This window comes from Nitrogeniibacter aestuarii (genome assembly GCF_017309585.1).
GTDB lineage: Bacteria > Pseudomonadota > Gammaproteobacteria > Burkholderiales > Rhodocyclaceae > Nitrogeniibacter > Nitrogeniibacter aestuarii.
In genome coordinates this window covers 1,947,249-1,971,647 of the sequence record NZ_CP071321.1, presented here as the reverse complement: position 1 = coordinate 1,971,647, position 24,399 = coordinate 1,947,249, and the positions used below count along the sequence as shown (strand labels likewise).

General features: G+C 62.9%; 20 protein-coding genes. 9 read left to right on the top strand and 11 right to left on the bottom strand.

The features are described 5' to 3' along the window. On the top strand, positions 1 to 957 hold the full coding sequence (pip, locus tag J0W34_RS09115; protein WP_230971449.1) for a prolyl aminopeptidase: 957 nt from the start codon (positions 1 to 3) through the stop codon (positions 955 to 957). Positions 958 to 972: 15 nt separating this feature from the next. Here pip and J0W34_RS09110 read toward each other — a convergent pair whose 3' ends face one another. Further along, complete coding sequence (locus J0W34_RS09110; RefSeq protein ID WP_230971448.1) at positions 973 to 3,072, bottom strand: D-(-)-3-hydroxybutyrate oligomer hydrolase; 2,100 nt, start codon at positions 3,070 to 3,072, stop codon at positions 973 to 975. Positions 3,073 to 3,412: 340 nt separating this feature from the next. Here J0W34_RS09110 and J0W34_RS09105 point away from each other — a divergent pair, with 340 nt between their 5' ends. Then, positions 3,413 to 4,642: a hypothetical protein gene (locus J0W34_RS09105; protein ID WP_230971447.1), complete on the top strand. Its 1,230-nt coding sequence runs from the start codon at positions 3,413 to 3,415 to the stop codon at positions 4,640 to 4,642. Positions 4,643 to 4,698: 56 nt separating this feature from the next. Here the strand turns inward: J0W34_RS09105 and J0W34_RS09100 are convergent, their stop codons facing one another. From J0W34_RS09100 to J0W34_RS09065, 8 genes are all read right to left on the bottom strand, one after another. Continuing rightward, a complete protein-coding gene (locus tag J0W34_RS09100) occupies positions 4,699 to 6,273 on the bottom strand; it encodes a BCCT family transporter (protein ID WP_230971446.1) in 1,575 nt (524 codons plus the stop codon). Positions 6,274 to 7,060: 787 nt separating this feature from the next. Beyond that, positions 7,061 to 8,377, bottom strand: coding sequence for an HD-GYP domain-containing protein (locus J0W34_RS09095; RefSeq protein ID WP_230971445.1), 1,317 nt, complete (start codon positions 8,375 to 8,377; stop codon positions 7,061 to 7,063). A gap of 141 nt (positions 8,378 to 8,518) precedes the next feature. Then, a complete protein-coding gene (locus J0W34_RS09090) occupies positions 8,519 to 9,928 on the bottom strand; it encodes a methyl-accepting chemotaxis protein (RefSeq protein WP_227814839.1) in 1,410 nt (469 codons plus the stop codon). Further along, positions 9,921 to 10,439: a PAS domain-containing protein gene (locus J0W34_RS09085; RefSeq protein ID WP_230971444.1), complete on the bottom strand. Its 519-nt coding sequence runs from the start codon at positions 10,437 to 10,439 to the stop codon at positions 9,921 to 9,923. Before J0W34_RS09085 ends, J0W34_RS09090 begins: the two co-directional genes overlap by 8 nt. A gap of 150 nt (positions 10,440 to 10,589) precedes the next feature. Beyond that, positions 10,590 to 11,624, bottom strand: coding sequence for an alcohol dehydrogenase catalytic domain-containing protein (locus tag J0W34_RS09080; RefSeq protein ID WP_230971443.1), 1,035 nt, complete (start codon positions 11,622 to 11,624; stop codon positions 10,590 to 10,592). Positions 11,625 to 11,700: 76 nt separating this feature from the next. Beyond that, a complete protein-coding gene (locus J0W34_RS09075) occupies positions 11,701 to 12,399 on the bottom strand; it encodes a hypothetical protein (RefSeq protein WP_230971442.1) in 699 nt (232 codons plus the stop codon). A gap of 328 nt (positions 12,400 to 12,727) precedes the next feature. Continuing rightward, a complete protein-coding gene (locus J0W34_RS09070) occupies positions 12,728 to 13,360 on the bottom strand; it encodes a DUF2238 domain-containing protein (protein WP_230971441.1) in 633 nt (210 codons plus the stop codon). A gap of 161 nt (positions 13,361 to 13,521) precedes the next feature. Then, the gene (locus J0W34_RS09065) at positions 13,522 to 14,013 is read right to left on the bottom strand and encodes an FxDxF family PEP-CTERM protein (RefSeq protein WP_227814843.1); all 492 of its coding nucleotides are present in this window, start codon (positions 14,011 to 14,013) and stop codon (positions 13,522 to 13,524) included. 388 nt (positions 14,014 to 14,401) lie between these two features. On the opposite strand from J0W34_RS09065, the gene J0W34_RS09060 reads away from it, so the two are divergent. Continuing rightward, positions 14,402 to 15,763, top strand: a complete 1,362-nt coding sequence (locus J0W34_RS09060) for a (Fe-S)-binding protein (RefSeq protein ID WP_230971440.1) — start codon at positions 14,402 to 14,404, stop codon at positions 15,761 to 15,763. Here the strand turns inward: J0W34_RS09060 and J0W34_RS09055 are convergent. Together J0W34_RS09055 and J0W34_RS09050 are read right to left on the bottom strand one after the other, a co-directional pair. Then, positions 15,754 to 16,866 (bottom strand): NAD(P)/FAD-dependent oxidoreductase, encoded by a 1,113-nt coding sequence (locus tag J0W34_RS09055; RefSeq protein ID WP_230971439.1) that lies wholly within the window; start codon positions 16,864 to 16,866, stop codon positions 15,754 to 15,756. The two genes, J0W34_RS09060 and J0W34_RS09055, sit on opposite strands and share 10 nt — an antisense overlap. A 118-nt stretch (positions 16,867 to 16,984) precedes the next feature. Then, a complete protein-coding gene (locus J0W34_RS09050) occupies positions 16,985 to 17,509 on the bottom strand; it encodes a hypothetical protein (protein ID WP_227814846.1) in 525 nt (174 codons plus the stop codon). A 552-nt stretch (positions 17,510 to 18,061) separates the two neighbouring features. Here J0W34_RS09050 and J0W34_RS09045 point away from each other — a divergent pair. The 6 genes from J0W34_RS09045 to J0W34_RS09020 all read left to right on the top strand — a co-directional run bounded on the left by J0W34_RS09045 (position 18,062) and on the right by J0W34_RS09020 (position 24,395). Next, on the top strand, positions 18,062 to 18,508 hold the full coding sequence (locus J0W34_RS09045; protein ID WP_227814848.1) for an Lrp/AsnC family transcriptional regulator: 447 nt from the start codon (positions 18,062 to 18,064) through the stop codon (positions 18,506 to 18,508). A 427-nt stretch (positions 18,509 to 18,935) separates the two neighbouring features. Beyond that, entirely contained in the window at positions 18,936 to 20,015 is a 1,080-nt protein-coding gene (locus J0W34_RS09040; protein ID WP_230971438.1) for a TRAP transporter substrate-binding protein, read from the top strand. Between the two features lie 17 nt (positions 20,016 to 20,032). Beyond that, positions 20,033 to 20,566, top strand: a complete 534-nt coding sequence (locus tag J0W34_RS09035) for a TRAP transporter small permease subunit (RefSeq protein WP_230971437.1) — start codon at positions 20,033 to 20,035, stop codon at positions 20,564 to 20,566. Then, positions 20,563 to 21,888, top strand: a complete 1,326-nt coding sequence (locus J0W34_RS09030) for a TRAP transporter large permease (protein WP_230971436.1) — start codon at positions 20,563 to 20,565, stop codon at positions 21,886 to 21,888. Before J0W34_RS09035 ends, J0W34_RS09030 begins: the two co-directional genes overlap by 4 nt. Before the next feature lie 57 nt (positions 21,889 to 21,945). Further along, a complete protein-coding gene (locus tag J0W34_RS09025; protein WP_230971435.1) occupies positions 21,946 to 22,782 on the top strand; it encodes a sulfite exporter TauE/SafE family protein in 837 nt (278 codons plus the stop codon). Positions 22,783 to 22,808: 26 nt separating this feature from the next. Next, the gene (locus tag J0W34_RS09020) at positions 22,809 to 24,395 is read left to right on the top strand and encodes a gamma-glutamyltransferase family protein (RefSeq protein WP_230971434.1); all 1,587 of its coding nucleotides are present in this window, start codon (positions 22,809 to 22,811) and stop codon (positions 24,393 to 24,395) included. Positions 24,396 to 24,399: the final 4 nt, after the last annotated feature.

The window sequence follows — 24,399 nt, the reverse complement described above, 5'->3', positions numbered from 1 at the left end:
ATGAGCGTACTGCGCGGGCTCTATCCCCCGATCGACCCCTACGACACGGGCTTTGTCGATGTCGGCGATGGTCACCGGCTGCGCTATGAGCGGGTCGGCACACCCGGCGCCAAACCCGCCGTGTTTCTGCACGGCGGCCCGGGCGGCGGCATTTCGCCGGACCATCGCCGCCTGTTCGACCCGGCCCGCTACGACTTACTGCTGTTCGACCAGCGCGGTTGCGGTCAATCCACCCCCCACGCCGGCCTGGACGCCAACACGACCTGGCATCTGGTCGCGGACATCGAACGGTTGCGCGGGCTGATGGGTGTGCGCCAATGGCTGGTGTTCGGCGGTTCATGGGGCTCGACCCTGGCGCTCGCCTACGCGCAGACGCACCCGGACAAGGTCACCGAACTGGTGTTGCGCGGCATCTACTTCGCGTCACCGGCCGAATACCGGTGGTACTACCAGTTTGGCGTCTCGGAGATCTACCCGGACCGCTGGGACGACTTCGTCGCACCCATCCCGGAAAACGAGCGTCACGACATGGTCGCGGCCTATCGCAAGCGGCTGACCAGCGACGATCCGGTCGAACGCATGAAGGCCGCACGGGCCTGGAGCCTGTGGGAGGGTGGCACCATCAAGCTGGTGCCGGAGGGGGACTTCATTGCCGGTTTTGCCGAAGACGAGTTCGCGCTGGCCTTTGCGCGCATCGAAAACCACTACTTCTATCATCGCGCCTGGCTTGAAGACGACCAGTTGCTGCGCGATGTGAGCAAGATCAGGCATATTCCCGCCACCATCGTGCATGGCCGCTACGACATGCCCTGCCCCCTGCGCAACGCCTGGGCGCTGCACAAGGCCTGGCCCGAGGCCGACTTCCGGCTCATCGAAGCCGCTGGCCATGCCCATGCCGAACCCGGCATTCTCGATGCCCTGATGCGGGCGACGGACGCCTACGCCGCCACCCGCTAGTCCTGCCCGGTCGTCTTATTCCGGCACGAACAGGGTGCTGCCGTCGAAACGGATCAGGTCGCTCACCGGCACCGCATCGGCAATCGGCGGCAGGTTGGCGTCGGTGATGGCCGGGGCCCCCGTCCCGCGCGGCACCGTGCGCACCACCTGGCTGGGCGGCAGCGGCGCGCCGGTCTTGAGGTGTGCCCACATCAGATCCAGCGCCTGGAACAGGTAGTGGTGCAGCGGCACATACTGCTCCGCAAAGCCCGGGAAAGCGTTGAGGATGTCCAGGTGGTGGGCGTTGGTGACCTCGTAGTAGCGCAGCTGGCTGTGGGCCCCTTCCACCGTCTGGTTCAGACCGTAATAGCCGCGCGAAGTGTGGTTGATCGGCAGAATGGCATCATTGCGGCCGGTCACGAACACCGCCGGCTTGCCGCCCAGATCACCGCTGGCGCGAATGTCGCGAATGCCTTTCATGATGTGGCGATGCATCGCCCGATCCTTGCCACGCAAACGCTCGCCCGTGACCGGATCGACACCGGTTGCCAGCGCTCGCAGGCACAGGGCACCGTCCAGGTTCTGATCGGCACGACCACTTGAAGCACTGACGGAAAGGCGGTTCTCGGTCGCGCCGCCCACGGCGGCATTGTTCACCAGATTGACCCCTGCGCTCGGCGGAATGCCGTTGGCGGTGCCGAACAGGAGCAGCTTCGCCGTCGGCGACAACGGCACGGGTGCGCCCGTGGCGGCATCGGTGGCGGCCAGACTGTAATCGCACAGATTGGTCCGCACGTCGGCCCGGCCATAGGCGTTGGCATAGGTCACCGAAATGCTCTGCGGCACGTTGAGGAACCAGTGCGAGGGCTGCACGGCGTTCTGCTCCGGATTCCAGCCGTAGGCGTTGATGATCTGCTGCGCCTCAAGCGCCTGCGCCTCGGTCGTGCCCGCTGCGAGCAGCCCCTTTTCCGCCAGCGAGGTACAGGCATTGGCGCTGGGGGCAAAGTTGAACGGTGCCGTGGGCAGGGCCAGGCTCGCGCAGCCCTGATAGACGTTGATGAGCGTGGTGTAGTCGAACAGGCTGCGACTGTGCTCGGTGATGGGCGCATTGGCGCCCTGCACGATGGCAAAATCCGCCTTGACCGGATTGACGTTGGGCTCGGAGACCGCCACACCGTCGATGAGGCCGTAGCGGTCCTGCTCGGCCGCCCGCACCGACGCCCCCCCGCCATTGGACACGCTGGAGGCGATCACCAGGGTGTTTTCCGGGGTGAAGCGGGGTGCCTTCCGGTGCTTGCCGACGGGCGGGAATTTCTCGTTGAGCACATGAAAGGCGAACTCGATGGACTGCAGCACATTGCGGCCCCAGTCCTTTTCGGGGTTCTGCTTCGAGTGCGCGTGCTTGAAGGCAAAGCGATGCGGAAATTCGCTGGCGAAGGCGGCGCGCTGCGGCTCGCTCATGCGCGCGGTGAAGATGCTGCCCTTGCCCAGCGCGTCGGCGGGCGACCACAGACCGTCGACCGACAGCGCCTCGTCGGCATCAAGGTCGTATGCGCCGATACCCGTGCCCTTGTCGGTGTAGGCCACCGCGCATCCATGCTTGAGGCCCCATTCGCCCGCCGTGCCGATGGCACCGTAAATGCCACGGGAACCCGAGGACGGCGCGGTGATAATGCATGGCGCTGCCTCATCGAAGCTGTCCGGCACCTGAACCATCAGCGTCACATTCACTTTGCCCGAGCGCGGGCCGGCAAAGACCAGATACTCCTCGCCGGCAATCAGGCCTTCGGTCCCGGTTGGCTGGCCGTTGGCGTCCACGCCGGGTCCGAAGAACACCCCGTAGCCGTTGCCCGCATCGGTGGGCACCAGGGCGCGATAGTTGTTGTAGATCGCGAGACGGCGCATCTCGGCCCCGGTCGGGTCCGACGACACCGCGGGCGGCACCGGATTGGCCAGGCCGGAAGCCCCCAGGCCTGCCGTGAGCAGATCGTCGCTGACGCCATCGTAGGCCGTCACGACCACCTCACCGGCGAGAAAACGCGAGATCGCAGGCGGCTTCGCCCCGGCGATGGCCGCGACCGGCGTCGCGAAAGAAAGGCACACCAGCACACCCAGCAATGAACGTCGATGGTTCATGAATCGTCTCCACACCTATAGAAAATGGCGCCGACAACGGGCAGTGGCTGCATCCACGCAGTGCCCCGCGCACGAATTCGTTTGGGTCTGGCTGCCTCATTCTCCGAAGGCAGTCCGTCAGGGTCTCAACGCCGCCATCATCTGGCCGAACAGCCCGACGCAGCGGCGTTTCAGGTGACTTTATAGTTGATGGCAAACGCCCTGCCCACCTGTGGTATTCCCTTAATCCGTCCGGCATGGGGGGGACGACGCGCGCATGCCACACCGCGAGCCACGACGCGGGCGCGGCCAGCAGGCGTATCCTTGAGGGCTTGCATCACCCCCAATTCGCACGCACCCCATGTCAGGCAACTTCACCCTTCTTGATGGCCTTCTCGTCCTGCTGGCCACAGGCATTGCCTTCGTCATGCTGCGCCCCCAGGTGCGCGACGCGGCCTTCTGGCGCGCCACGGTCACGCCACTGGCCTCCATCATCGGTAGCGGATTTCTGGTGGTCGTGCCCCTGCTGGCCGGTATCGCCGGCCCGATGTCGGTGCTCGCCATCGGCGCCATCGTCGCCTTGTCGTTCTGGCTGGGTGCCGCGGTGCGCTACAACATCGTGCATGACGGCCGCGCGCCGGTGCCCGGCGCGGGCCGAATCGTGCTGACACTGGAGCGGCTCTCCGACATTGCGCTGGCGGCCGCCTATGTGATCTCGATCACCTTTTATGTGCGCCTCATGTGCAGCTTCGTCCTGGCCGGCATCCATACTCATTCGGACTTCAACGCCGATGTGCTGGCCACGCTCGTGCTGGCCTTCATCGGGCTGTATGGCTGGCGCCGGGGGCTGTTGGGGCTCGAACGCCTCGAAGAGTATTCGGTCACCATCAAGCTGGCGATCATCGCTGCCCTGCTCTTCGGTCTGGCCTGGCACGACGTGGCGAACGGGTACGATCTGTCCGGCCTGCCCATGCCCGACATGAGCGTCTGGGACACCTTGCGCCAGCTCGCTGGCATGGTGCTCATCGTGCAGGGTTTTGAGACCTCCAAATACCTGGACGCACAATACGATGCGCCGCTGCGGGCGCGCTCCATGCTGCTCGCGCAGGTCGTGGCGGGTGTGATCTACGTGGCCTTCGTGGTGCTCGCCATGCCGCTGATGGGCCCGCTGGCCCACCAGTCACCCGACGAGACGGCGATCATTCACCTGTCGGGCACCATCACCCTGGTGCTACCGGTCATGCTGGTGGTGGCGGCCGCCATGAGCCAGTTCAGTGCTGCCATTGCCGACACGATCGGCGCCGGTGGCGTGGCCGAGCGCGAGGTGAAGGGTCGGATATCGTGCCAGTTGTGCTATCCGGTCATCACGGGGCTGGCCATCGTGCTGATCTGGACCGCCAACATCTTCGAAGTGATCGCGCTGGCTTCGCGCGCGTTTGCGTTCTACTACCTGCTCCAGGCCCTGCTGGCCGCACGGCTGGCCTGGCTACGCACCGAATTGCCGCGTCGGCGCCTCGTCGTGGGCGGCTTTGTCGCGCTGTCCCTGGTCATGGCCTTCATCGTGATCTTTGCCGAGCCGGTCGCCGCATGAAATAAGCCGCCGGCCCGGTCGGGCGCGGCGGCTCATGGTCATCACCGGCATTGAGTTCAGGCCGTTTCTTTGGCGAGCACGTACTTCAATTCGTGGCGCAGGCCCATGTAGAGGGCGACACACATGGCGATGAGCACCAGAGTGAACGGCAAGCCCACGGTGATGGCGGCCGCCTGCAGCGCGCCGAGCGCGTCGGCACCTCCACCGAAGAGCAAGGCCCCGGCAATCAGGCCCTCCATCACCGCCCAGAAGATACGCTGGGGGACCGGCGCATCGAGCTTGCCGCCGGCCGTGATGCTGTCGACCACCAGTGAGCCGGAGTCGGACGAGGTCACGAAAAACACCAGCACCAGCACGATGCCGAGCACCGAAGTCACGGTCGCCATGGGCAGGTTCTCAAGCAGCTGGAACAGTGACAGGGAGACATCGGTGATGCCATTGGCCAGCTGGCCGACACCGGACTGCACCTGCTCCAGGCCCAGTTGCCCGAAGGCGGTCATCCAGACGATGGTCACCGCGGGCGGGACGAGCAACACCGCCGTCAGAAACTCGCGCACGGTCCGCCCCTTCGAGACGCGGGCGATGAACATGCCCACGAACGGTGACCACGAAATCCACCACGCCCAGTAGAACACGGTCCAGCCGTGGTAGAAGGTCTCGTCCTCCCGCCCGATCCAGTTGCTCAGTGGCAGCAGATTGGAGGCATAGGCCATGGTGGTGTCGGCCACCGAGGCGAAGATACCGAAACCATGGCCCAGTACGATCACGAACAGCAGCAGCAGGAAGGCCAGACCCATGTTGATGTTGCTGAGAATCTTCACGCCGCCGTCCAGACCGCGAACGACCGAGACGACCGCGACCGCAGTCACCCCGATGATGATGGCGATCTGGGTATTGATACCGTCCGACATCCCGAACAGGAAATGCAAGCCGCCTGCAGCCTGCTTGGCGCCGAAACCCAGCGAGGTGGCCAGGCCGAAGATGGTGGCCATGACCGCAACCACATCGATCACGTTGCCGAACCAGCCCCACGCCTTGTCCTGGATGAACGGATAGAAGGCCGAGCGGATGGTCAGTGGCAGATCCTTGTTGTAGCTGAAGAAGGCCAGCGAAAGGGCCACCACGGCGTAGATCGCCCATGGATGCAGCCCCCAATGGAACATGGTCGCCCCCATGGCCAGTTCGGCGGCTTCGGGCGTGTTCTTGACCACATCCAGCGGTGTGCCATACCAGCCGGTGTAATAGGCCACCGGTTCGGACACGCTCCAGAACATGAGGCCGATGCCCATGCCGGCGGCAAACAGCATGGCGAACCACGAGATGTTGGTGAATTCGGGTTTGGCATCCACCCCGCCCAACCGGATCCTGCCCACCGGCAGGACGATCAGCGCCAGACAGAAGATCACGAAGATGTTACCGGCCACGAGAAAGAGCCAGTCGAAGTTGCTGATCGCCCAGGCTTTGGAACCATCGAACGCGGCCTTCGCCCCCTCGGGGAACATGAGCGTTCCGAGCACGAAAACCAGCACCAGGACGGAAGAGATGAGAAAGACCGGATTATGGACGTCCATGCCCCAAGGCTGGATGTTGTCCTGACCGATTTCGTAGTCGGTGTCGTAAAGATCAGCCACTGAGTTCCCCTGGCTTGTGCGGTCGGCACGCGCTTTGGCAAATGCACCATGACCACAGCTTTGTTTTTACGTGAATTGCCTTTCAACCGGGTGGTGCTGGCCAGTATTCCAATAGAAAAAGGACCTGCACGACGGCCGGGGTATTGCCGAAATGAAACGGCAGACAATTCACTGAAATATCGATATCGGGTGAGCTCTCCGCCATTTTGAATATCAAAAAAGCGCTCAACCGGAATGCATCAACGACCAGCCAATGTGCGGCTCGGCAACGGCCGATTTGAACAGCCCGAGGGACGCGATCGTCGCATCTGGGCTGAATTGACAGGGGGGTACCCCCTCCTTATCAGTCTAACGACTCAGTCCCAGAGTGCAAGTTCGGAGGCGAATTCCAAGACGATTCCGGCGTATTGAGAAGCGCATGACGAGATCAACAAGGTGCAAAGCCCGTGACTCATGACGCGGAGTATTCGAAGCCATTTCAATGGCTGTCACGCCGCACTCGAACCCACCCGGTTCGGTTCATTCCCCGGACCCACATCACTAAAAATGCCGCTCGAATCACCAAAACAGCACTTCGATTTCGATATTCGAATACGTCGTCGGGTTCACTGACGCCTCAACCGAGGGGCGATCGGTCGTCATGCCGAGCGCTTCGACTGATGTCAAAGCGTCCGCCGCAACGCATTAAGCAGTCCGGGTGTCTCGCAGGACCATCGAGGGGAACAGAGCACAGATGGCGCACCAGAACGCCCGGCGCCGATCCAGGGGGTCTTTCGCTGTCCGGGGCTCAGCCCGCCACCAGAGAGGCCAGTTGCTCGGCAGCATCTGCCTTGGACGCGAACAGATCCAGTGCCGGACGGTTGTGTTCCGCACTGTCGCCACGGGCGATGGCATAGCACGTGTCGGCACGTGCCACGGCAAGATCAACCAGATCCCGATCGAGCCGCCCCCGTTCCGCCTGCCCGCGAAGCACGTCCAACACCTCGTCACGCATCATGCCCTTGCGATACGGTCGGTCCTGAACCAGGGCCTGAAAGACATCGGCCACCGCGATGATGCGCGCCTCCACACTGAGATCGCGCTTGGCCGGGTGAAACGGATAGCCGGCCCCATTGAGGCCTTCGTGATGATAGGCCGCCCAACGGGCCAGTTCGCCCAGACCGTTGATATGCCGCAGAATCTCGTAGGTCTCGAAGCTATGCTGGTTCATGATCGAGCGCTCGGTCTCGTTGAGCGGCCCGGGCTTGTCGAGAATGTGATCGGGCATGTGCAACTTGCCCAGATCGTGCAATAGCGCCGCAATCTCCACCTTTTCGCACTGCTCGGTGCTCAAGCCGTGCTGCTCGGCCATGTAGCGTGCCACGTCGGCCACCAAGATGGAGTGCTGCGCGGTGAAGGGGCTCTTCTGGTCCACGATGTAGGCCAGAATCATCGACAGCTGGCGGATCTCGGCCAGGCTGAGCGGGCGCGAATTCTCGCGCAGCCCCATGTCCCAGGTGTATCGCGTGATGTGTCGCGCTTCGAGGGCAATCCAGAAGGCTTCGGAACGCTCCACGGTGCGAAATGCATCGACCAGCGCCGGATCGAAGTACACGTCGCTCTGTCGCTGGATGTAGTCAACGATCTGCCGCTTCGCCAGCAGAATGTCGGCGCCATAGTGACTCGCGGCCATCACATCAACCCGGTCGGACAGGAAGATCAGGTTCGCCATGCGCCTGTCCCGCGCCGCAACCTCCAGTCCGCGCAGACGCAACCAGGGCGTGTGATGATGAAGAATCGGCATGGCAAAAGCCGCCAGCGGCTCGAAATCGCGCAGTAGCCGGTAGCCGATCTCGCAGTGGATGTGGGCGTCATTCCAGTCGAAGTGGTTCACCAGACTGCTGTGCATCTGCTCGGTCGACACACCGCAGTCGTGAAGCAGGCCCAGCTCGAAGGCGAATTGCGACTCCGCCTCTGGCATGCCTGCCTGGTGAGCGACCTGACTGGCGATGAAACCCACCCGCTTGCCGTGGTTGGTGTCATTCATCCCGACCAACGACACGGCCGTCTCGATGGCCAGAATCATCTGCCGAAGGTCGATGTTCAATGCGGCGTGGTCAGCCATGGAGCGCTCCCTTGCGGACTGGCGCGAGTCAAAAATCCCTTACAGCATGCTCAACGGCAGATTTCCGCTCAACTTCACCGGGTCGGAAAAAAACGCGCCCCTCAACCGGGGGCGCTTTTCTGTCGACTGCGGTCCCGCGGATCAGGAGGCGTGACGCAGACCTCGCCGACCCGCTTTGACTAGCACGAAACGCCGGGTCGCCTTGTCGAGTCCGTTGGCCTGTTCGCGAAGGCTGTCAGCGGCGGCGGCAGCCTCTTCGACGAGCGCCGCGTTCTGCTGGGTGACGTCGTCCATCCGTGCCACGGCCGTAGTGACCTGATTGATACCCAGCGCCTGTTCGCGGCTGGCCTCGGCGATGCCGGCGACCATCTGGTTCAGCTGCTCGAAGGCGTCCGAGGCCTCGTTGATCACGCCTTCCATCTGCCCCACTTCCTTGGAGCCACTGGCAACCCGCTGGCGGGATATCTCGATCAGGTTCTTGATCTCTTTGGCTGCATCCGAGGACTTCTGGGCGAGGTTACGAACCTCGGTCGCAACCACCGCGAAGCCCCGCCCCTGCTCGCCCGCTCGCGCGGCCTCGACGGCGGCATTGAGCGCCAGGATATTGGTCTGGAACGCAATGGATTCAATCAGGCTGACGATGTTCGAGATCTGCTTCGAGCTCCCCTCGATATCGCCCATGGTGGCCACCAGGCGCGCCATCGCCTCGCGACTTCTGGAGACGCGCTGCAGCGAGTCGTCGGCGGTGCTGCGCGCCTCCGCTGCATTCTGGGCATTGGTGGCAATCGTCGCGTTGAGTTCAGCCATGGATGAGGATGTCTCTTCCAGACTGGCGGCTTGGTCCTCGGTTCGCCGGGACAGATCCTGATTGCCGTCGGCAATCTCGCTCACGGCCAGATTGATGGATCGTGCTGCATCCTGAATGCCGCTCATGATCTCCTGCAGCGTTTGGGTGGACAGATTGGTGTCGTCCTTGAGCTGACCGAAGATGCCCTGATAGTCGGCTTCGATCCGCGCCGTGAGATCACCTTCGGCCACCGCCTTGAGCACGCCCGCCACATCCGAGAGCCCCCGCTCTGTGGTTTCCATCAGCACATTGACGTCTTCGGCGAGCTTGCGGAAGAAGCCGCGCTTGCCGTGCGTATCGATACGCTGGGTGAAGTCCCCGGCTGCGGCGGCGGCAATGAGCGCCGCAATGTCCTCTTGCGCGGCCCGCTCGATTCTTTCGGCCTCAGCCTTGGCCCTGGCGTTGGCTGCGAGCTGGTCGATGGAGGCCTGGTTTCGCTCAAGCGCCTGACAGAATTCTCCGTTCAGACCGGCCGTCTGCACCTTGCGGTCGTAACGCCCCTCGGTGGAGTTACGCAATACCGTGGTCTGCTCCCGAAAGCAGCTTTCGAGCTGGTCGAGCATGTCGTTCACGTACCAGCACAACTCGCCGATGTCGTCCCGCTCACCGATGTTGGTGATACGCCCGGTGAGCTTGCCGGCAGCGACCTCGCGAACAACCGCCTTGAGTCGAGCGATACGATCGTCGGCGCAAGACTCAGACATTGAGGACGAATTGCTCATAGCTCACTCCCTTTTCCTTCAGCAGCTTGTTCAGCATGCCCACAGACGCATCGCACGCATCGCGCGGCCCGGCGCTCTGCTCCGCCTGTTTCATTCGTCGATAGAGATCTTCAATGATGGGAATAGCGCCACGACGCGGAGCACGGCGCACCGAGAGGTAGCCCGTGATGTTTCCGGCCGCGTCGTAATCCGGCGTGACGTTTGCCAGCACCCAGTAGAACGATCCATCCAGGGCCATGTTCTTCACGTAGGCGAAGATTTCGTTGCCGCTTGCAACGGTCTGCCACAGCAGATGGAACACTCCGCGGGGCATGTCTGGATGTCGAACGATGTTGTGTTGCGAGCCAAGCAACTCGGCCTCGGGATAGCCCGAAAACTCGATGAATTTCTCGTTCCCGTAGGCAATCCGGCCTTTGGGGTCGGTCTTGGAGACAATGATTTCATCGTCCCGCATGACCCGTTCCACGTTGGTGGGCTCAATCTTCTTTTTCATTCCCGCTCCATCAGGCCCGTATCCGAACCGGCTATCCTTTTCTGATATCGGAGCTGAGTCTGAGATCCTTGAGCCGCAATCTGCGTTCGCTTGACGGGCGTCAAGCGACGCGTCGCCGGCCAGCGCTCTTGCACCGCACCGGCCGGTGCTTCACGCTTCGCTCACGCGCAGTACCTTGGCCCCTTTGATCATGCCTGCACGCAGCTCCTTGAGGGCAACGTTGGCCGCCTCAAGGGGATAGACCTGGACCTCGGAACGAATTCCGGCGCCCGCGGCAATGTCGAGAAACTCGCGCACATCGGCGGGGGTAATGTTGGCGACGCTCTTGATCTCCTTTTCCATCCACAGCTGATCGGGGTAAGAGAGCCGCAGCCACTGATCGACGTCGTGCCCCTCTTTGCGGATTGCGTTGATGACGAGACGGCCGCCCGGCAACAGGATGGAGAGCGCGTCGAGCACCGGCTTCCATACCGGTGTGGTGTCGATAATGGCGTGAAGCCTGTGCGGCGGATGTTCACCGGACACGCCGGCCCACACAGCCCCCAGGGCCAGCGCGTGCGCCCGCTCGAGCTCACTGCGCGCGAACACGAATACCTCGCTGTCCGGGTAAATGGCCTGCGCGAGCTTGAGCACCAGATGCCCCGAGGCGCCGAAACCGGTCAGGCCGAGTCGCTGGCCGTTCTTCATCTGGCAAAGCCTGAGTGAGCGGAATCCGATCGCACCAGCACATAGCAGCGGCGCGGCGGCTTCATCTTCAATCACCTCGGGGACGGGATAAACGAAGGCGGGTTCCGCCGTCATGTACTCGGCGTATCCGCCCATGCGATCCCGACCCGTGGCTTCGAATCCCGGGCACAGGTTCGGCAGATTGTTCTGGCAATACTCGCATTCACCGCACGCGGAGGCGATCCACGCTACCCCCACTCTCTGCCCAGGCAGCAAACCGCAGCCATCCGGCACCTGAACCACATCCCCGATCACCTGATGGCCGAGCGTCATGGGCAGCACCGGCGGTGGGGTGCGTCCTTCGATTTCGTCGAGCTCGGTGTGGCACACCCCGCAAACGCGGACCCGGATCAAGACCTGGTTCGGCCCCGGCGTCGGCACAGGAATGTCGTCGAGCACGAGCGGACCGTCGCTGTGTTCGGTGATGGGCCCAAGCCCGTGCAATCGCATCGCTTTCATCGTGGTGGCTCCTGAAGACACTCAAGAGTCTAGTCCCCGCCGTGCGGCCGGATCTTGATCTGCGGCAGCGCCGGACTCAGTAGATCGTGCCGGGCTTGTCGGCCTCTGCGAGCAAATGCTCCAGATAACGCAGCCGCCAGAGCGACAGATCGATTTTGGCTTTCAGGTCGTAATCCACCTCAGCCAGAATATGGAGCAGGCTTTCATGGAAAAACACACCGAAGCTGTCCATGTACTTGAGGCGATAACCGCGATCGAGGACAAGATTGTCCACCCCGTACAGGTCGATCACCTTCGGGTCATCGGTGTCCCGCCACCGGTGGGCCGCCTGGATGAAATCGCGCAATTCCTCCCGCGTGGAATGCAGCATCCGCAATAGCGGGATGGCGTCGGACTCGTTATGCGGATTAGCGATGTTGAACCAGGCAGAGACCGTATGAGAGACAGCAATCACACTGTCCTGCCCGTCGATCTGCGTGCACGCGAACACCGTATCGGGAATCATCGAGCCGAGTGCGTCGCGCAGCCGTCGGTATTCCCTGGCGTAAAGCCTTGCTTCGCCGAACATGCAGGGCTCGCGAAAGATCTTGATCACCAGATCGCCATCCACGCGCTGGCCATCCTTGACGAAAACGCCCCCCTGACGCCACACCTGACAATGGTTGCCGGCATCGGAAATCAGCGTTGCCGGTAGCCGGATCGTATCAAGACATCCGATTTCGCCCGGAATACGATCGCTTCCGTCGATCCCGATCCGGGAATTCCTCTTGCGCATGACCGTCTCCTGATCGATCGTCCGGCGCCGGCATCGCGTGGCGCCCGACATCGCCCCGGCGCCATCGAATAGACGCCAGCCCGAAATCGAAAGAATTCATTTGACCCGCGAACCATTGTGCGTTGCACAATGTCAAATATACAAGTCTGGTCGCCTCGCGACGAAAGATGTTGTGCTCCGGAGGTCAGCCACCATGAATATCAAGGGAACCATCGCATTTGCCCTGGTCGCCGCGCTGTGCGTCGGCGCCGCTTCTGTCATCTACCTGCGCTGGCAGGAGTTTGCCCCGATGGCCTCCTGGGTGCATTGAAGCATGGCGGGGCACGCTTCATGCGCTCGACTGTTCTGAACGGACCCGCCACCACACCCAGCCCATCGTCAGCACGGAGCCGATAAACGCCAGCGCGGTGTCTTTCTGTGCGTCCCATTCATCTCCCTGGGTCCCCAGATAGGCCGCCCCGAGTTCGGGGCTGACCGTCATTGCGACCATGCCCTCCAGTGCTTCATAAAATCCGCTGAACCCCAACACGGTGATCATCACCATCAGGTAGGACCAGGCAGGTCGAACGCCGACGGCGCGAATCAGCAGTTCGCGGAACGGCCAGGCCAGCACGAACCCGAAAGAGAAATGCACGATACGGTCATAGTGGTTCCGCTGAAGATCGAACAGCGTCTGCAACCAGAAACCGAATGGCGTCTCCGAATAGGTGTAATGAGCCCCCACGAGATGAAGGCTCATGAAAACGGCGAACAGCAGATACGAGACCGACGAAAAGCGGAACCGCCGATAGGTTGCGACCAGCAAGCCGCAGAAGATGAACACCAGGATGTTCTCAAGCAACCAGTCGGTGCGATCGGTCGGGTCAATGGCAAGCCAGAGCCAGAGCAGGCTCAGCCACAGGGCAACGCCCAACTCGACGCGATGACGTTCTTTCGAATGGGGTTCGTTGCTGGACGGCATGCAGGTCTCGATGATGGGGTGTACATCGAGACAACCCGAACGCCAGAGCGTTCATGAGCCTGTGCGTGCGCAAACCGGCCTTATTTCAACGTGGGAATAATAGCCCAACAAAAAAAGGCGGGGTTGCCCCCGCCTTTTTCATCACCACTGACTGCTGGTGATTACATGCGACCCATGCGGCGACGTGCCACAAAGCCGAGCATGCCGAGGCCGGCAAGCATCATGCCGTAGGTCTCGGGTTCCGGCACGGCGGACACGGTGGACTCGAAGGAGTACATGCTCCCCGTGGCGGCACTCATGGGTGCGATGGCCTTGTAGTAGTAGTCACCGGCGGCCAGAGTCACGGAAGTGACGCTGTTTTCGAAGGTGTTCGGCGCGAAAACAGTGCCGGACACCAGCGTGTCGGTGCTATCGAACAGACCAAAGGTCAGCACAGGCAGGTTGGAGTAACCGGTGAAGCTCACCAGAGAACTCATATCCAGCGAGAAGTCGAACACGCCAGAGAACATGCCGTCGGTGGTCATGATCTCCGTGCCGCTCTCAACGGCGTCATGGAGACCGCCGAACCCGTCAAAGACGAGGGAATCGGCTGCTTGAACGGACGACGCCGCGCAAGCGATCGGCAGCAGAACTGCCAGCAGTTTTCTCTTCATAAAACACTCCGGAGGTATAGGGGCCAATGACCTGAGCAACGCGTACTCTACCTGCCGGGCAATGCAGTTTTATGACACAAAACTGTTCTTGCCCGTCCTGGAGAGACCTCGACGAACGCGGTCCGACCAGTGATCTTGCAACGCACTGCAGTGATACATTGATGCCAGCATAGAGGCTTACCGCAAGCGGCTCGCAATATCTATTCGGCATTGACGGTTTATACCAGAGTGCCGCTAAAAATCAGCACTTTTTACTGAGAGAAACACTTTTATTTCAAGTCGTCGTGCCCAGACGTCATTCAAACAGGCGTATGACGCTATGCAGCAACACTTCGCCCAGCTCGGCACCTTTCTTGCATGAGGGGACCCATCTAGCAGGAGATCCCACATGCCACCCCACCTCGACTGGTCCGCATTCGAAAATACCGACCCTTTCGGCTTCTCTCCAGCCATCGGCACCCCCTCGAACCCCGACGCCGGTTACGCCGCAGCAGCCAGTCTGTGCAACGGCCAACAACGATGCCTGGCTGGGCACAACGAGGTGATGTGTCCCAGCTATCGGGTCACCGGTGAGGCGCGGCACAGTCCTTACCACCGGGCGCAGGCAATCCGCGCAGCGCTGGCCGCCAGCCCGGGCGACGGGAGCTGCTTCGAGAGCGAAGCGCTGCGTTCTGCGCTGGAACTGTGTATCGGATGCAAAGGCTGCAAGCGGGAATGCCCGAACGGCGTCGATATCGCGTTGCTGGCCACCGAGGCACGCGCCCGCGCTGCCGCCTCCGACCTCAGCCGCCGCGATCGCCTGTTTGCAGGCATACCCGATCTGGTGTTCTACGCGCGACGATTTCGCGTATTCATTCACCTGGCGAACATCATGCCCGGCATCGGGCGGCTGGCGCGACGCCTCCTGCGCATTGCACCCCGCCGCCCGCTGCCGGTGCCCGCGGCTAAAAGTTTTCACGACACACACCCCCTCGATGCCTATGGCACTGGCGAGCGCGGAGATGTTGTGTTGCTGGCAGACACGTTCAGCAATCACTTCGAACCGGCCATTGCCAAGGCCGCACTCGAGCTGCTCACCGGACTGGGATACCGCGTTCACCTGCCACGACGATCTTCGCAGGGTCAACCACTGTGTTGCGGGCGCACTTATCTGTCCCAGGGCAGGATCGAGGAAGCAAAGCATCGCGCGTCGGAACTACTGAACACACTATCGCCCTTCGCCGAGGCGGGCATCCCCATCGTCGGCCTTGAGCCGTCCTGCCTGCTGATGCTGCGGGACGAGTACCGGGCAATGGGTTTAGGCAGCAAAGTCACGACGCTCGCGCGCAACGCGTTGATGCTCGAAGAGTTTCTTGTCCGTCTGGTCGACGAGACGCCCGGTGCCTTGCCGCTCAAACCGCTGCCCGACCGTCAGATCCTCGTGCACGGCCACTGCCATCAAAAGGCCTTCGGCACACAGGCCGCGGTCGAACGCCTGCTGGGGATGATCCCCGGCGTCTTCGTCACCCCCATCAAGGCCGGCTGCTGCGGCATGGCAGGCGCGTTCGGCTACGAAGCCGAGCATGATGTCCTCTCAATACGCATGGCCGAAGAGCAACTCCTTCCCGCTGTGAGAAACGCGCCGACAGGCGCGCTGATTGTCGCGAACGGCACAAGCTGTCGACAGCAGATCCAGCACGGAACCGGGCGCAGTTCATTACACCTTGCGCAGATACTCCTGATGCAGCTGGAGGGCACCGCTCACGCTTGAGTCGCGCTCACGATTCGCTCGACATGGCGACCAATCGCCAGGCACGCCGTCAAACCCGGCGATTCGATACCAAGCAGATGAACCAGCCCCGGCGTGCCGTGCTGGTCGGGTCCGTCGATGCGAAAGTCAGCGTCCGCGTCACCCGGCCCCACGAGCTTGGGGCGGATACCGGCATACCCGGGGCTGAGTCGGGCGATGTCCAGATCGGGCCACCAGTGGCGTATGGCGTCGTAAAAGCGGCCCACTCGGTCCGGATCGACGGTGTAATCGATCGAATCGATCCATTCCACATCCGGCCCGAACTTGGCCTGGCCACCCAGATCGAGCGTCAGATGCACGCCCAGCCCGCCTGCTTCGGGCATGGGGTAGATCAGGTGCGAGAACGGTGCCTTGCCGCTGAGGGTGAAATACACGCCGCGGGCGAAACGGGCCACGGGTAGACGGGACTGCACAGGGGAGACGATCTTACGTGCGAGCGCGACGGCATCAAGCCCGGCGGCGTTGATGACCCAATCCGCCTTGAGCGTCATCAGCGCCTCGCCACCGACATCGAGTACGACACCATCTCCCTCGGCACGCCCCGACATGACGGGGCTTTCCAGCGCCAGCACGGCGCCGTGAGCCTCCGCATCGCCCAGCAGCGACAACATGAGGCCGTGGCTGTCGACAATCCCGGTGGACGGTGAGAGCAAGGCTGCATGAACGTCCAGTGCGGGTTCAAGCGCCGCCACATCCGCACGCTCGAGCCGATTGAGGTCGTCCACGCCGTTGGCCGCCGCGCCGGCGGTAATGGCATCGAGACGTGCGACCTGCTCGGGCCGTGTCGCCACCAGCAACTTGCCGCAACGCTTGTGCTCCACGCCCCGCGCTTCGCACCATCGGTACAGCATGTGCTTGCCCTCGACGCACAAACGGGCTTTGAGCGACCCGGCCGGGTAGTAGAGGCCGGCGTGAATCACTTCGCTGTTTCGCGAACTGATTCCCGTGCCGAAGGCTGATTCCCGTTCAAGGATGATCACTTCACGACCGGCACTGGCCAACGCCTGCGCACACGCAAGCCCCACCACGCCGGCACCAACCACCACGCAATCCACAGACTCCATTCGCGACCACGCCCCCTGAACAACCTGGGCTCCACTTTACAGCGGCTATGGCATTGACTCACGTCGTGAAAGGGAACGGCGGTGCCGAACAGCGGGTCGGGCCCTCAGGCAGCGGCTGTCAGAGCGAACGGATCACGCGCCCACCCGATTGAGCCATGACATCGCTCAGATAGTCAGCCTCACGCTCGTCGCGGGCATGTGCAACCACGGTCCATTTATGTTCAGCGGCCGCATCCGAAATACGCATGGCAGCCAGGTCCCGATCGGGCCGCAAGGCAGTCGCCCCGGCCACCAACAGTCCGCCAAAGAGGCCGTAGAGGCCGAACGCAATGAGGGTCATCTCAGGTGAAGAGGCGAAGACTGCCGCATTCGTCAATGTCAGCACCAACCCGATCGCCAAGCCCCCGATCAGGCCAAAGGCACCCAACACCTTGTGTGTGCGCTTGAAGGTCTGCCAGACACGGCTGTTTTCCGGCACGAGCTTGCGATTCATATCGATATCGCCCGGTGCCACGACATCCACCTGCCACTTGGGCCGACTCTGACCAATCATGCCGGCCACATGGCCGGCGATGGGCGCTGAGTTGTAGACGCCTGCGATGAGCGTGGCAGATCGTTCTCTGATGAGCTTGAGTGTCGACATGGGATGACCTCTTGTCTGTTCGCGTTCGACGAATGATGCGCTCAGGCAGAAGCCGCGCTCGTCGGGCGAGTGCTGATTGCCCTGTCAGCGCGCGCCGACAGCGCTCGGTGACTCCTGGCCGGCCAATGGCCCGTGGTCGCTCACCGTCACTGCTGCCCGCGGCAACGGCGCGATGCCATCAAGGTCGGGGGCCGCGCCGAACCCGCGATGCAGCGCTGCGTTCAGCGCCGGTGCATGTTCTGGAGCGTCGATGGACACATCGGACCGCCACCCACGACGCTCGAATCCCCTGGTGAGCAGCTCCAGAACTCGGCAAGACGCAAGAAAACGCCGTGTTCGACCATGATGAGCCTGCGCACGTCGCTGATGTCATCAAAGCCTGCACGAAGGAAAGGGTAATTTCTCGGGCGCATGGACAGATGGAGCCACGGAAGAACAAGCGGTGTCCGGAACGATCAGATGCGGCAGCCTAGCCAACAAAGATGCTCGGCCGCGACTGATCGGCCATAATCAAGCCCAACATCGACTCGCCATGCTGGCGACGGACTCGTCATGAACAAGCTCGACAGCGCCCTGCTCTCCATCCTCATCAAGGACGCCCGCGCTTCCTTTGCCGACATCGCCCGGCAACTGAACATCTCGCGCGCTCACGCCCGCACCCGGGTGCAGGCGCTCGTCGACGCCGGCGTGATCGAACAGTTCTCCGCGGTCATCAACCCGGAAAAGCTGGGCAAGGTCATCTCCACCTTCGTGGACCTGAAAGTCTCCCCGGTCGCCATCGAGCCGATCGCGCAGGAACTGGCCAACTGCCCCGAGGTGGTCAGCCTCTACATCATGAGCGACCTGCAAAGCCTGCACATCCACACCCTTACCGATTCCACCGAGGGCTTCGACGCCTTTGTGCGCGAGCACATCTTCAACCGCCCCGAGATCATTTCGGTTGAATGCAAAACCCTCCTGTCGCGCGTTAAGAACCGTCGGGGCGGTGCGCGCCTGTAAGCCCTGAGGCGGGCGATCTTCAGGCTCAGAGGCAACAGAACGCGGCATTTTCTGCCTGAAACTGCCCTCAATTTGCCCCAGTCTGGTGCCAGACCCGTCAATCGTCGTGCAAATCAGCCATGTGTCAGCGAACGATGGCGATTGCAGGCATTTGATTCCAGATCGTCGTCCCGATGATTACAAATGGCACCAAATCCAGACACATCTGACCATCCCGAGCATCACCAAAGTGATACGGGACCCGTTTTGGTGCGATGCGCAATACACTCCCCGACCGCAGAAATCAAAGCTATCAATCTGTTTTTTAACGACTATCAAGAGAAAAAAGAGACTGGCACACCCCTTGCAAAAGCTCAGCTGAAGCACTTTACAAATGGCACCCCGGAAAGCCGCCATTTCGAATCAACCTCCCACAGGAGTTTTCAGCATGAGCATGAACCGTCGCAAATTCCTCTCCAGTGCCGCCGTGGGTGGCACCATCCTCGGCGCCCCGGCCATCGTCCGAGCTGAAACCAAGACCTTCAACTGGAAGATGACCAATGCCTACGGTCCGGGCGCCCCCTTCTACGTGCAAGGCCCGGGCAGCCCCACTGACTTCTGCAAGAAGGTGGAGGCCATGTCCGGCGGCCGCCTGAAGATCCAGCATTTCGCTGCGGGCGAACTGATCCCCGCGCTCGAAGGCTTCGATGCCTGCTCCAAGGGGCTGGTAGAAATGAACGCCGCCAACGCCTACTTCTGGGCCGGCAAGATCCCCGCCGCCCAGTACTTCACCACCGTGCCCTTCGGCATGAACACCCAGGGCATGAACGCCTGGCTGTACCACGGCGGCGGTCTGGAACTGTGGAACGAGCTGTACGCCGACCACGGCCTCGTCGCCATGCCCATGGGCAACACCGGCACCCAGATGACCGGCTGGTTCCGCAAGCCGATCGAGAAGGTTGAAGACTTCGACGGGCTGAAGATGCGCATCCCGGGTCTGGCCGGCAAGGTGTACTCACAACTGGGCGTGGCCGTGCGCCTGCTACCGGGCGGCGAGATCTTCCCGGCGCTGGAGCGCGGCGTGATCGACGCGGCCGAGTTTGTCGGGCCCTATCAGGATCGCCGCATGGGTCTGCAGAAAGCCGCCAGCTACTACTACACCACCGGCTGGGCAGAGCCGACCAACGCCACCGAACTGATGATCAACAAGAAGGCCTGGGAAAGCCTGCCGCCGGACCTGCAAACCATCGTCAAGGCGGCAGCGGCCGCCTGCAACGTGGAGAGCCACGCCTGGTGCGAATCGGTGAACGCCGACGCGCTCGACGATCTGGTCAAGAACTTCGGCGTCAAGGCCGGCCCGCTGCCTGATCCGGTCATCGTCAAACTCAAGGAAGTCACTGACGACACGCTGGCCACCCTGGCCGCGTCCGACCCGGCCACCAAGAAGGTTCACGACGCGTTCTTTGCCTTCCGCGAGAAGCATCGTTCCTGGGCCGCCGTGAGCGAAAAAGCCTTCCTCTCGCTGTAAGGCGCCGGAGACCCTGAATGGACACGCTCCTCAAACCCCTGGAAGCCCTCATCGAGGGCCTGGGGTGGGTCGCCAAGGGTGCCCTGCTGGCACTGGTGCTGATCGTGGCGGGCAATGTGCTGTTGCGCTACGCCTTCTCGTTCAGCCCGGTGTCCATGCAGGAGTTCGAATGGCACCTGGTTTCCCCCATCGCGCTGATCGGCATGTCGTATGCGGTCTATCACCGCGCCGACGTGCGGGTGGATTTCCTGTACGACCGATTCGGTCTGCGCGCCCAAGCCACCATCGACCTCATCAGCGGCCTGCTGACGCTGGCCATCGGCATCATCATCGCCTGGCTGGCGGTGCCGTACGTGATGCAGGCCTATGACATCGGCGAGGGCTCGCCCGACCCGGGCGGCCTGCCTTACCGGTATCTGGTGAAGGCGTTCATCCCGCTGGGCTTCTCGCTGCTGGCCATTCAGGGTCTGATCGATTCGCTGCGCGCCATCGCCACCCTTGTGTGCGGCGCACCGCACACACCGCATGACTCCATGGAGGTGCGGACATGACGCCCAACGAATGGATTGCGCTGGGCATGATCGGCGGCTTCCTGGTGCTGATGATGCTCGGCATCCCGGTTGCCATCGCCCTGGCGGTGTCCGGCTTCGTCGCAGGCTACCTGGGCTTCGGCGAGTTGCTGTTCTCGCTGCTGCCGGCCCGCCTGTTCGGTGTGGTCACCAACTACACCATGCTGGCCATCCCCCTGTTCGTCTTCATGGGCGTGATGCTTGAAAAGTCCCGGGTCGCCGAGGACATGCTCGAGACCATCGGCCGCGCGATGGGCCCGGTCAATGGCGGCATGGGCATCGCCATCATCCTGGTCGGCGTGCTCATGGGCGCCTCGACCGGCATCGTGGGTGCTACGGTTGTGACCGTCGCCATGCTTACCCTGCCCACGCTCATGCGCCGTGGCTACAAGCCCTCGATCGCCTGCGGCACCATCTGCGCCTCGGGCACGCTGGGGCAGATCATCCCGCCCTCGCTGGTGCTGATTCTGCTCGCCGAGATCGTGGGCGAGTCGGTGGGCACACTGTTCGCTGCGGCCTTCGTGCCCGGCCTGGCGCTCGCCCTCATCTATGTGCTGTTCCTGCTCGTGATCGGCAAGCTCCGCCCGAGTTGGGTGCCCGCCATTCCGGCTGAGGAACGCGCCAAGGCCGAGCCGGGCACACTGGGTCGCGACCTGATCCGTTCGGTACTCCCGCCGCTGCTGCTGGTCATCGCCGTGCTCGGCTCGATCATCGGCGGCGTCGCCGCACCGACTGAAGCCGCCTCCATGGGGGCACTGGGCAGCATCGTCATCGCCCTGTTCGCCAGACGCTTCAACTGGGCGCTGCTGCGCGACACCCTGCACGGCACGCTCACCATCACGGCCATGGTGTTCTTCATCCTGCTGTGCGCCCAGCCCTTCGCGCTGGCCTTCCGTGGCCTCGGCGGCGAGCAGATGGTGCACGATGTATTCAATCTGCTCCCTGGCGGCGAAATGGGCGCCATCCTGTTCCTGATGCTGCTGCTGTTCGTGCTCGGCTTCTTCCTGGAATGGATCGAGATCTCGTACATCGCCCTGCCCATGTTCCTGCCGGTGTTCCACAGCTACGGCACCGACATGGTGTGGCTGGCGACGCTGGTGGCCATGAACCTGCAGATGTCCTTCCTGACGCCGCCCTTCGGCTGGGCGCTGTTCTTCCTCAAAGGGGTAGCCCCCAAAGGCATCACCACCCGGGACATCTATGCCGGCGCCCTGCCCTTTGTGGGCTTGCAGATGGCGGCGGTGGCGCTGGTGTTCTTCTTCCCCGGTATCGCCACCTGGCTTCCGAAGGCGATTGGCTGGTAAAAACACGGCTGACTTTCTCGCGTCGGGCCCCGGTGGGCCCGACACACGGAGACAACAATGGAAATCTTTGACGGATACAGCACCCTGTGGTTGCTGGGGCTCGCTGCAGCCCTGCTCGCCACCGGCGTGATCGCCGGCATCATGGCTGGCTTGCTGGGCGTGGGCGGCGGCATCGTGATCGTGCCGGTGCTCTACCATCTCTTCACCTTGCTGGGCATCGACGAATCAGTGCGCATGCACGTGGCCGTCGGCACCTCACTGGCCACCATCATCCCCACCTCGATCATGTCGGCCCGGGCGCACAGGAAGCGCGGCAGCATGGATAAGGGACTGCTGACCAAGCTCATGCCGGGGGTGATCATCGGGGTGATCGTGGGCACGATCCTGTCGGGCTATCTGAGCGGCAAGGTACTGTCGTCGATCTTCGCCACCGTGGCGCTGCTCGTGGCCATCAACATGGCCTTCAAGAAAGACGGTTTCGCGGTGGCTGACCAGTTGCCGGGCACAGCGGGCACCTCGTTCATGGGCCTCATCATCGGCGGCATTTCCTGCCTCATGGGCATCGGCGGCGGCACCCTGTCGGTCCCGACACTCAGCGCCTTTCGCACCCCCATGCACACGGCCGTGGGCACCGGCGCCGCGCTGGGCGTGGTGATCAGCATCCCCGGCACCATCGGCTTTCTCATCAACGGTATGGATGTGCCGCTGCGCCCCCCTGGCAGCATCGGCTACGTGAATCTGCTGGGCTGGGCCCTGATCGTGCCCATGACCATGCTCACCAGCGGCTGGGGCGCCGCACTGGCTCATGCCATCGACGCGCGCCGACTTCGACAGGTGTTCGCGGTCTTCCTGCTACTCACTTCCCTTCGCATGTTCTACGGCCTTTTGGCATGATGATCTGATTCGGATCGGAGACAACAATGATTCACACCCTCAGCGCCCTGGGCGGCATGCACGTGGCCCCTCACCATCTGGCGGCGCAAGCTGGACGCGACGTGCTGCGCGACGGCGGCAATGCGGTCGAGGCCATGGTGGCTGCCGCCTCGACCATTGCGGTGGTCTATCCCCACATGAATGCCATCGGTGGCGACGGCTTCTGGCTCATTCGCGAGCCGGGCAAGGCGCCGGTGGCGATCTCGGCCTGCGGTCCGGCCGCAGCACTGGCGAGTCGCGCGTTCTACGCCGGCGAGACGGCCATCCCCTCGCGCGGCCCCAAGGCGGCGCTCACGGTTGCCGGCACCATCGGCGGCTGGGACAAGGCCTTGCAGGTCGCCTCGCACTGGGGCAAGGCACTGCCCCTGTCGCGCCTGCTGGCCGACGCCATCCGCCATGCCACCGACGGCATTGCCGTGACGGCCAGCCAGACGGCACTGACCACAGCGAAGCTCGACGGCCTGAAAGACGCCCCGGGCTTCGCCGATACCTTCCTGGTCAATGGCGCGCCGCCCGAAGTGGGCCACATCCTGCGTCAACCCGCCCTGGCTGCAACGCTCCAAGGTCTTGCCGAACGTGGTCTTGATGACTTCTACCGCGGCCAGATCGCCGAGGCCATGGGCGCCGAGCTTGAGCGCCTGGGCAGCCCGGTGCGCACCAGCGATCTCAATGCCTACGAGGCCCGGATTGTCGATGCGCTGTCGGTGCGCCTGAATGACGCCACGGTGTACAACATGCCGCCGCCGACCCAGGGGCTGGCGCACCTGATGATCATCGGCATCTTCGAGCAACTGGGGATCAAGACAGGCGAAGGTTTCGATTACGTTCACGGGCTGGTCGAGTCCACCAAGCGCGCCTTCCGCGTGCGCGACCGGGTGGTCACCGATCCGGGCCGACTGCCGGCCGATCCGATGGGCTTTCTGTCAGAGTCCGCACTCAAGGAACGCGCCGCCACCATCGACATGCAGGTCGCCCTGCCCTGGCCCGACCCGGCCGCACCCGGCGACACCATCTGGATGGGCTGCATCGACAAGGACGGGCGCGCGGTCAGTTTCATCCAGAGCGTGTATTGGGAGTTCGGCTCCGGTGTGGTGCTCAAGGACACCGGCGTCACCTGGCAGAACCGGGGCATCAGCTTCTCGCTCGACCCCGGCGCCCTCAACACGCTGGAGCCCGGCCGTCAGCCCTTCCACACGCTCAACCCGTCCATGGCCCTGTTCGATGACGGTCGCGTCATGCCCTACGGCACCATGGGCGGCGAAGGTCAGCCCCAGACCCAGGCCATGGTGTTCACCCGTTATGCCCGCTTCGGCCACAGCCTGCAGCATGCCGTCAGCGCCCCGCGCTGGCTGCTCGGTCGCACCTGGGGGGACGAGACCACGACACTCAAACTCGAAAGCCGCTTCGACCCGGCGCTGGTCGAGTCGCTCAAAGCGGCCGGCCATGACGTCGAGCTGCTCGATGAAGCGTTCAGCGACACCATGGGCCACGCCGGCGCGCTGGTCAGGCATCCCGATGGACGGATCGAAGGCGCCGCCGACCCGCGCAGTGACGGTCTTGTGGCGGCGGTCTGAGGCC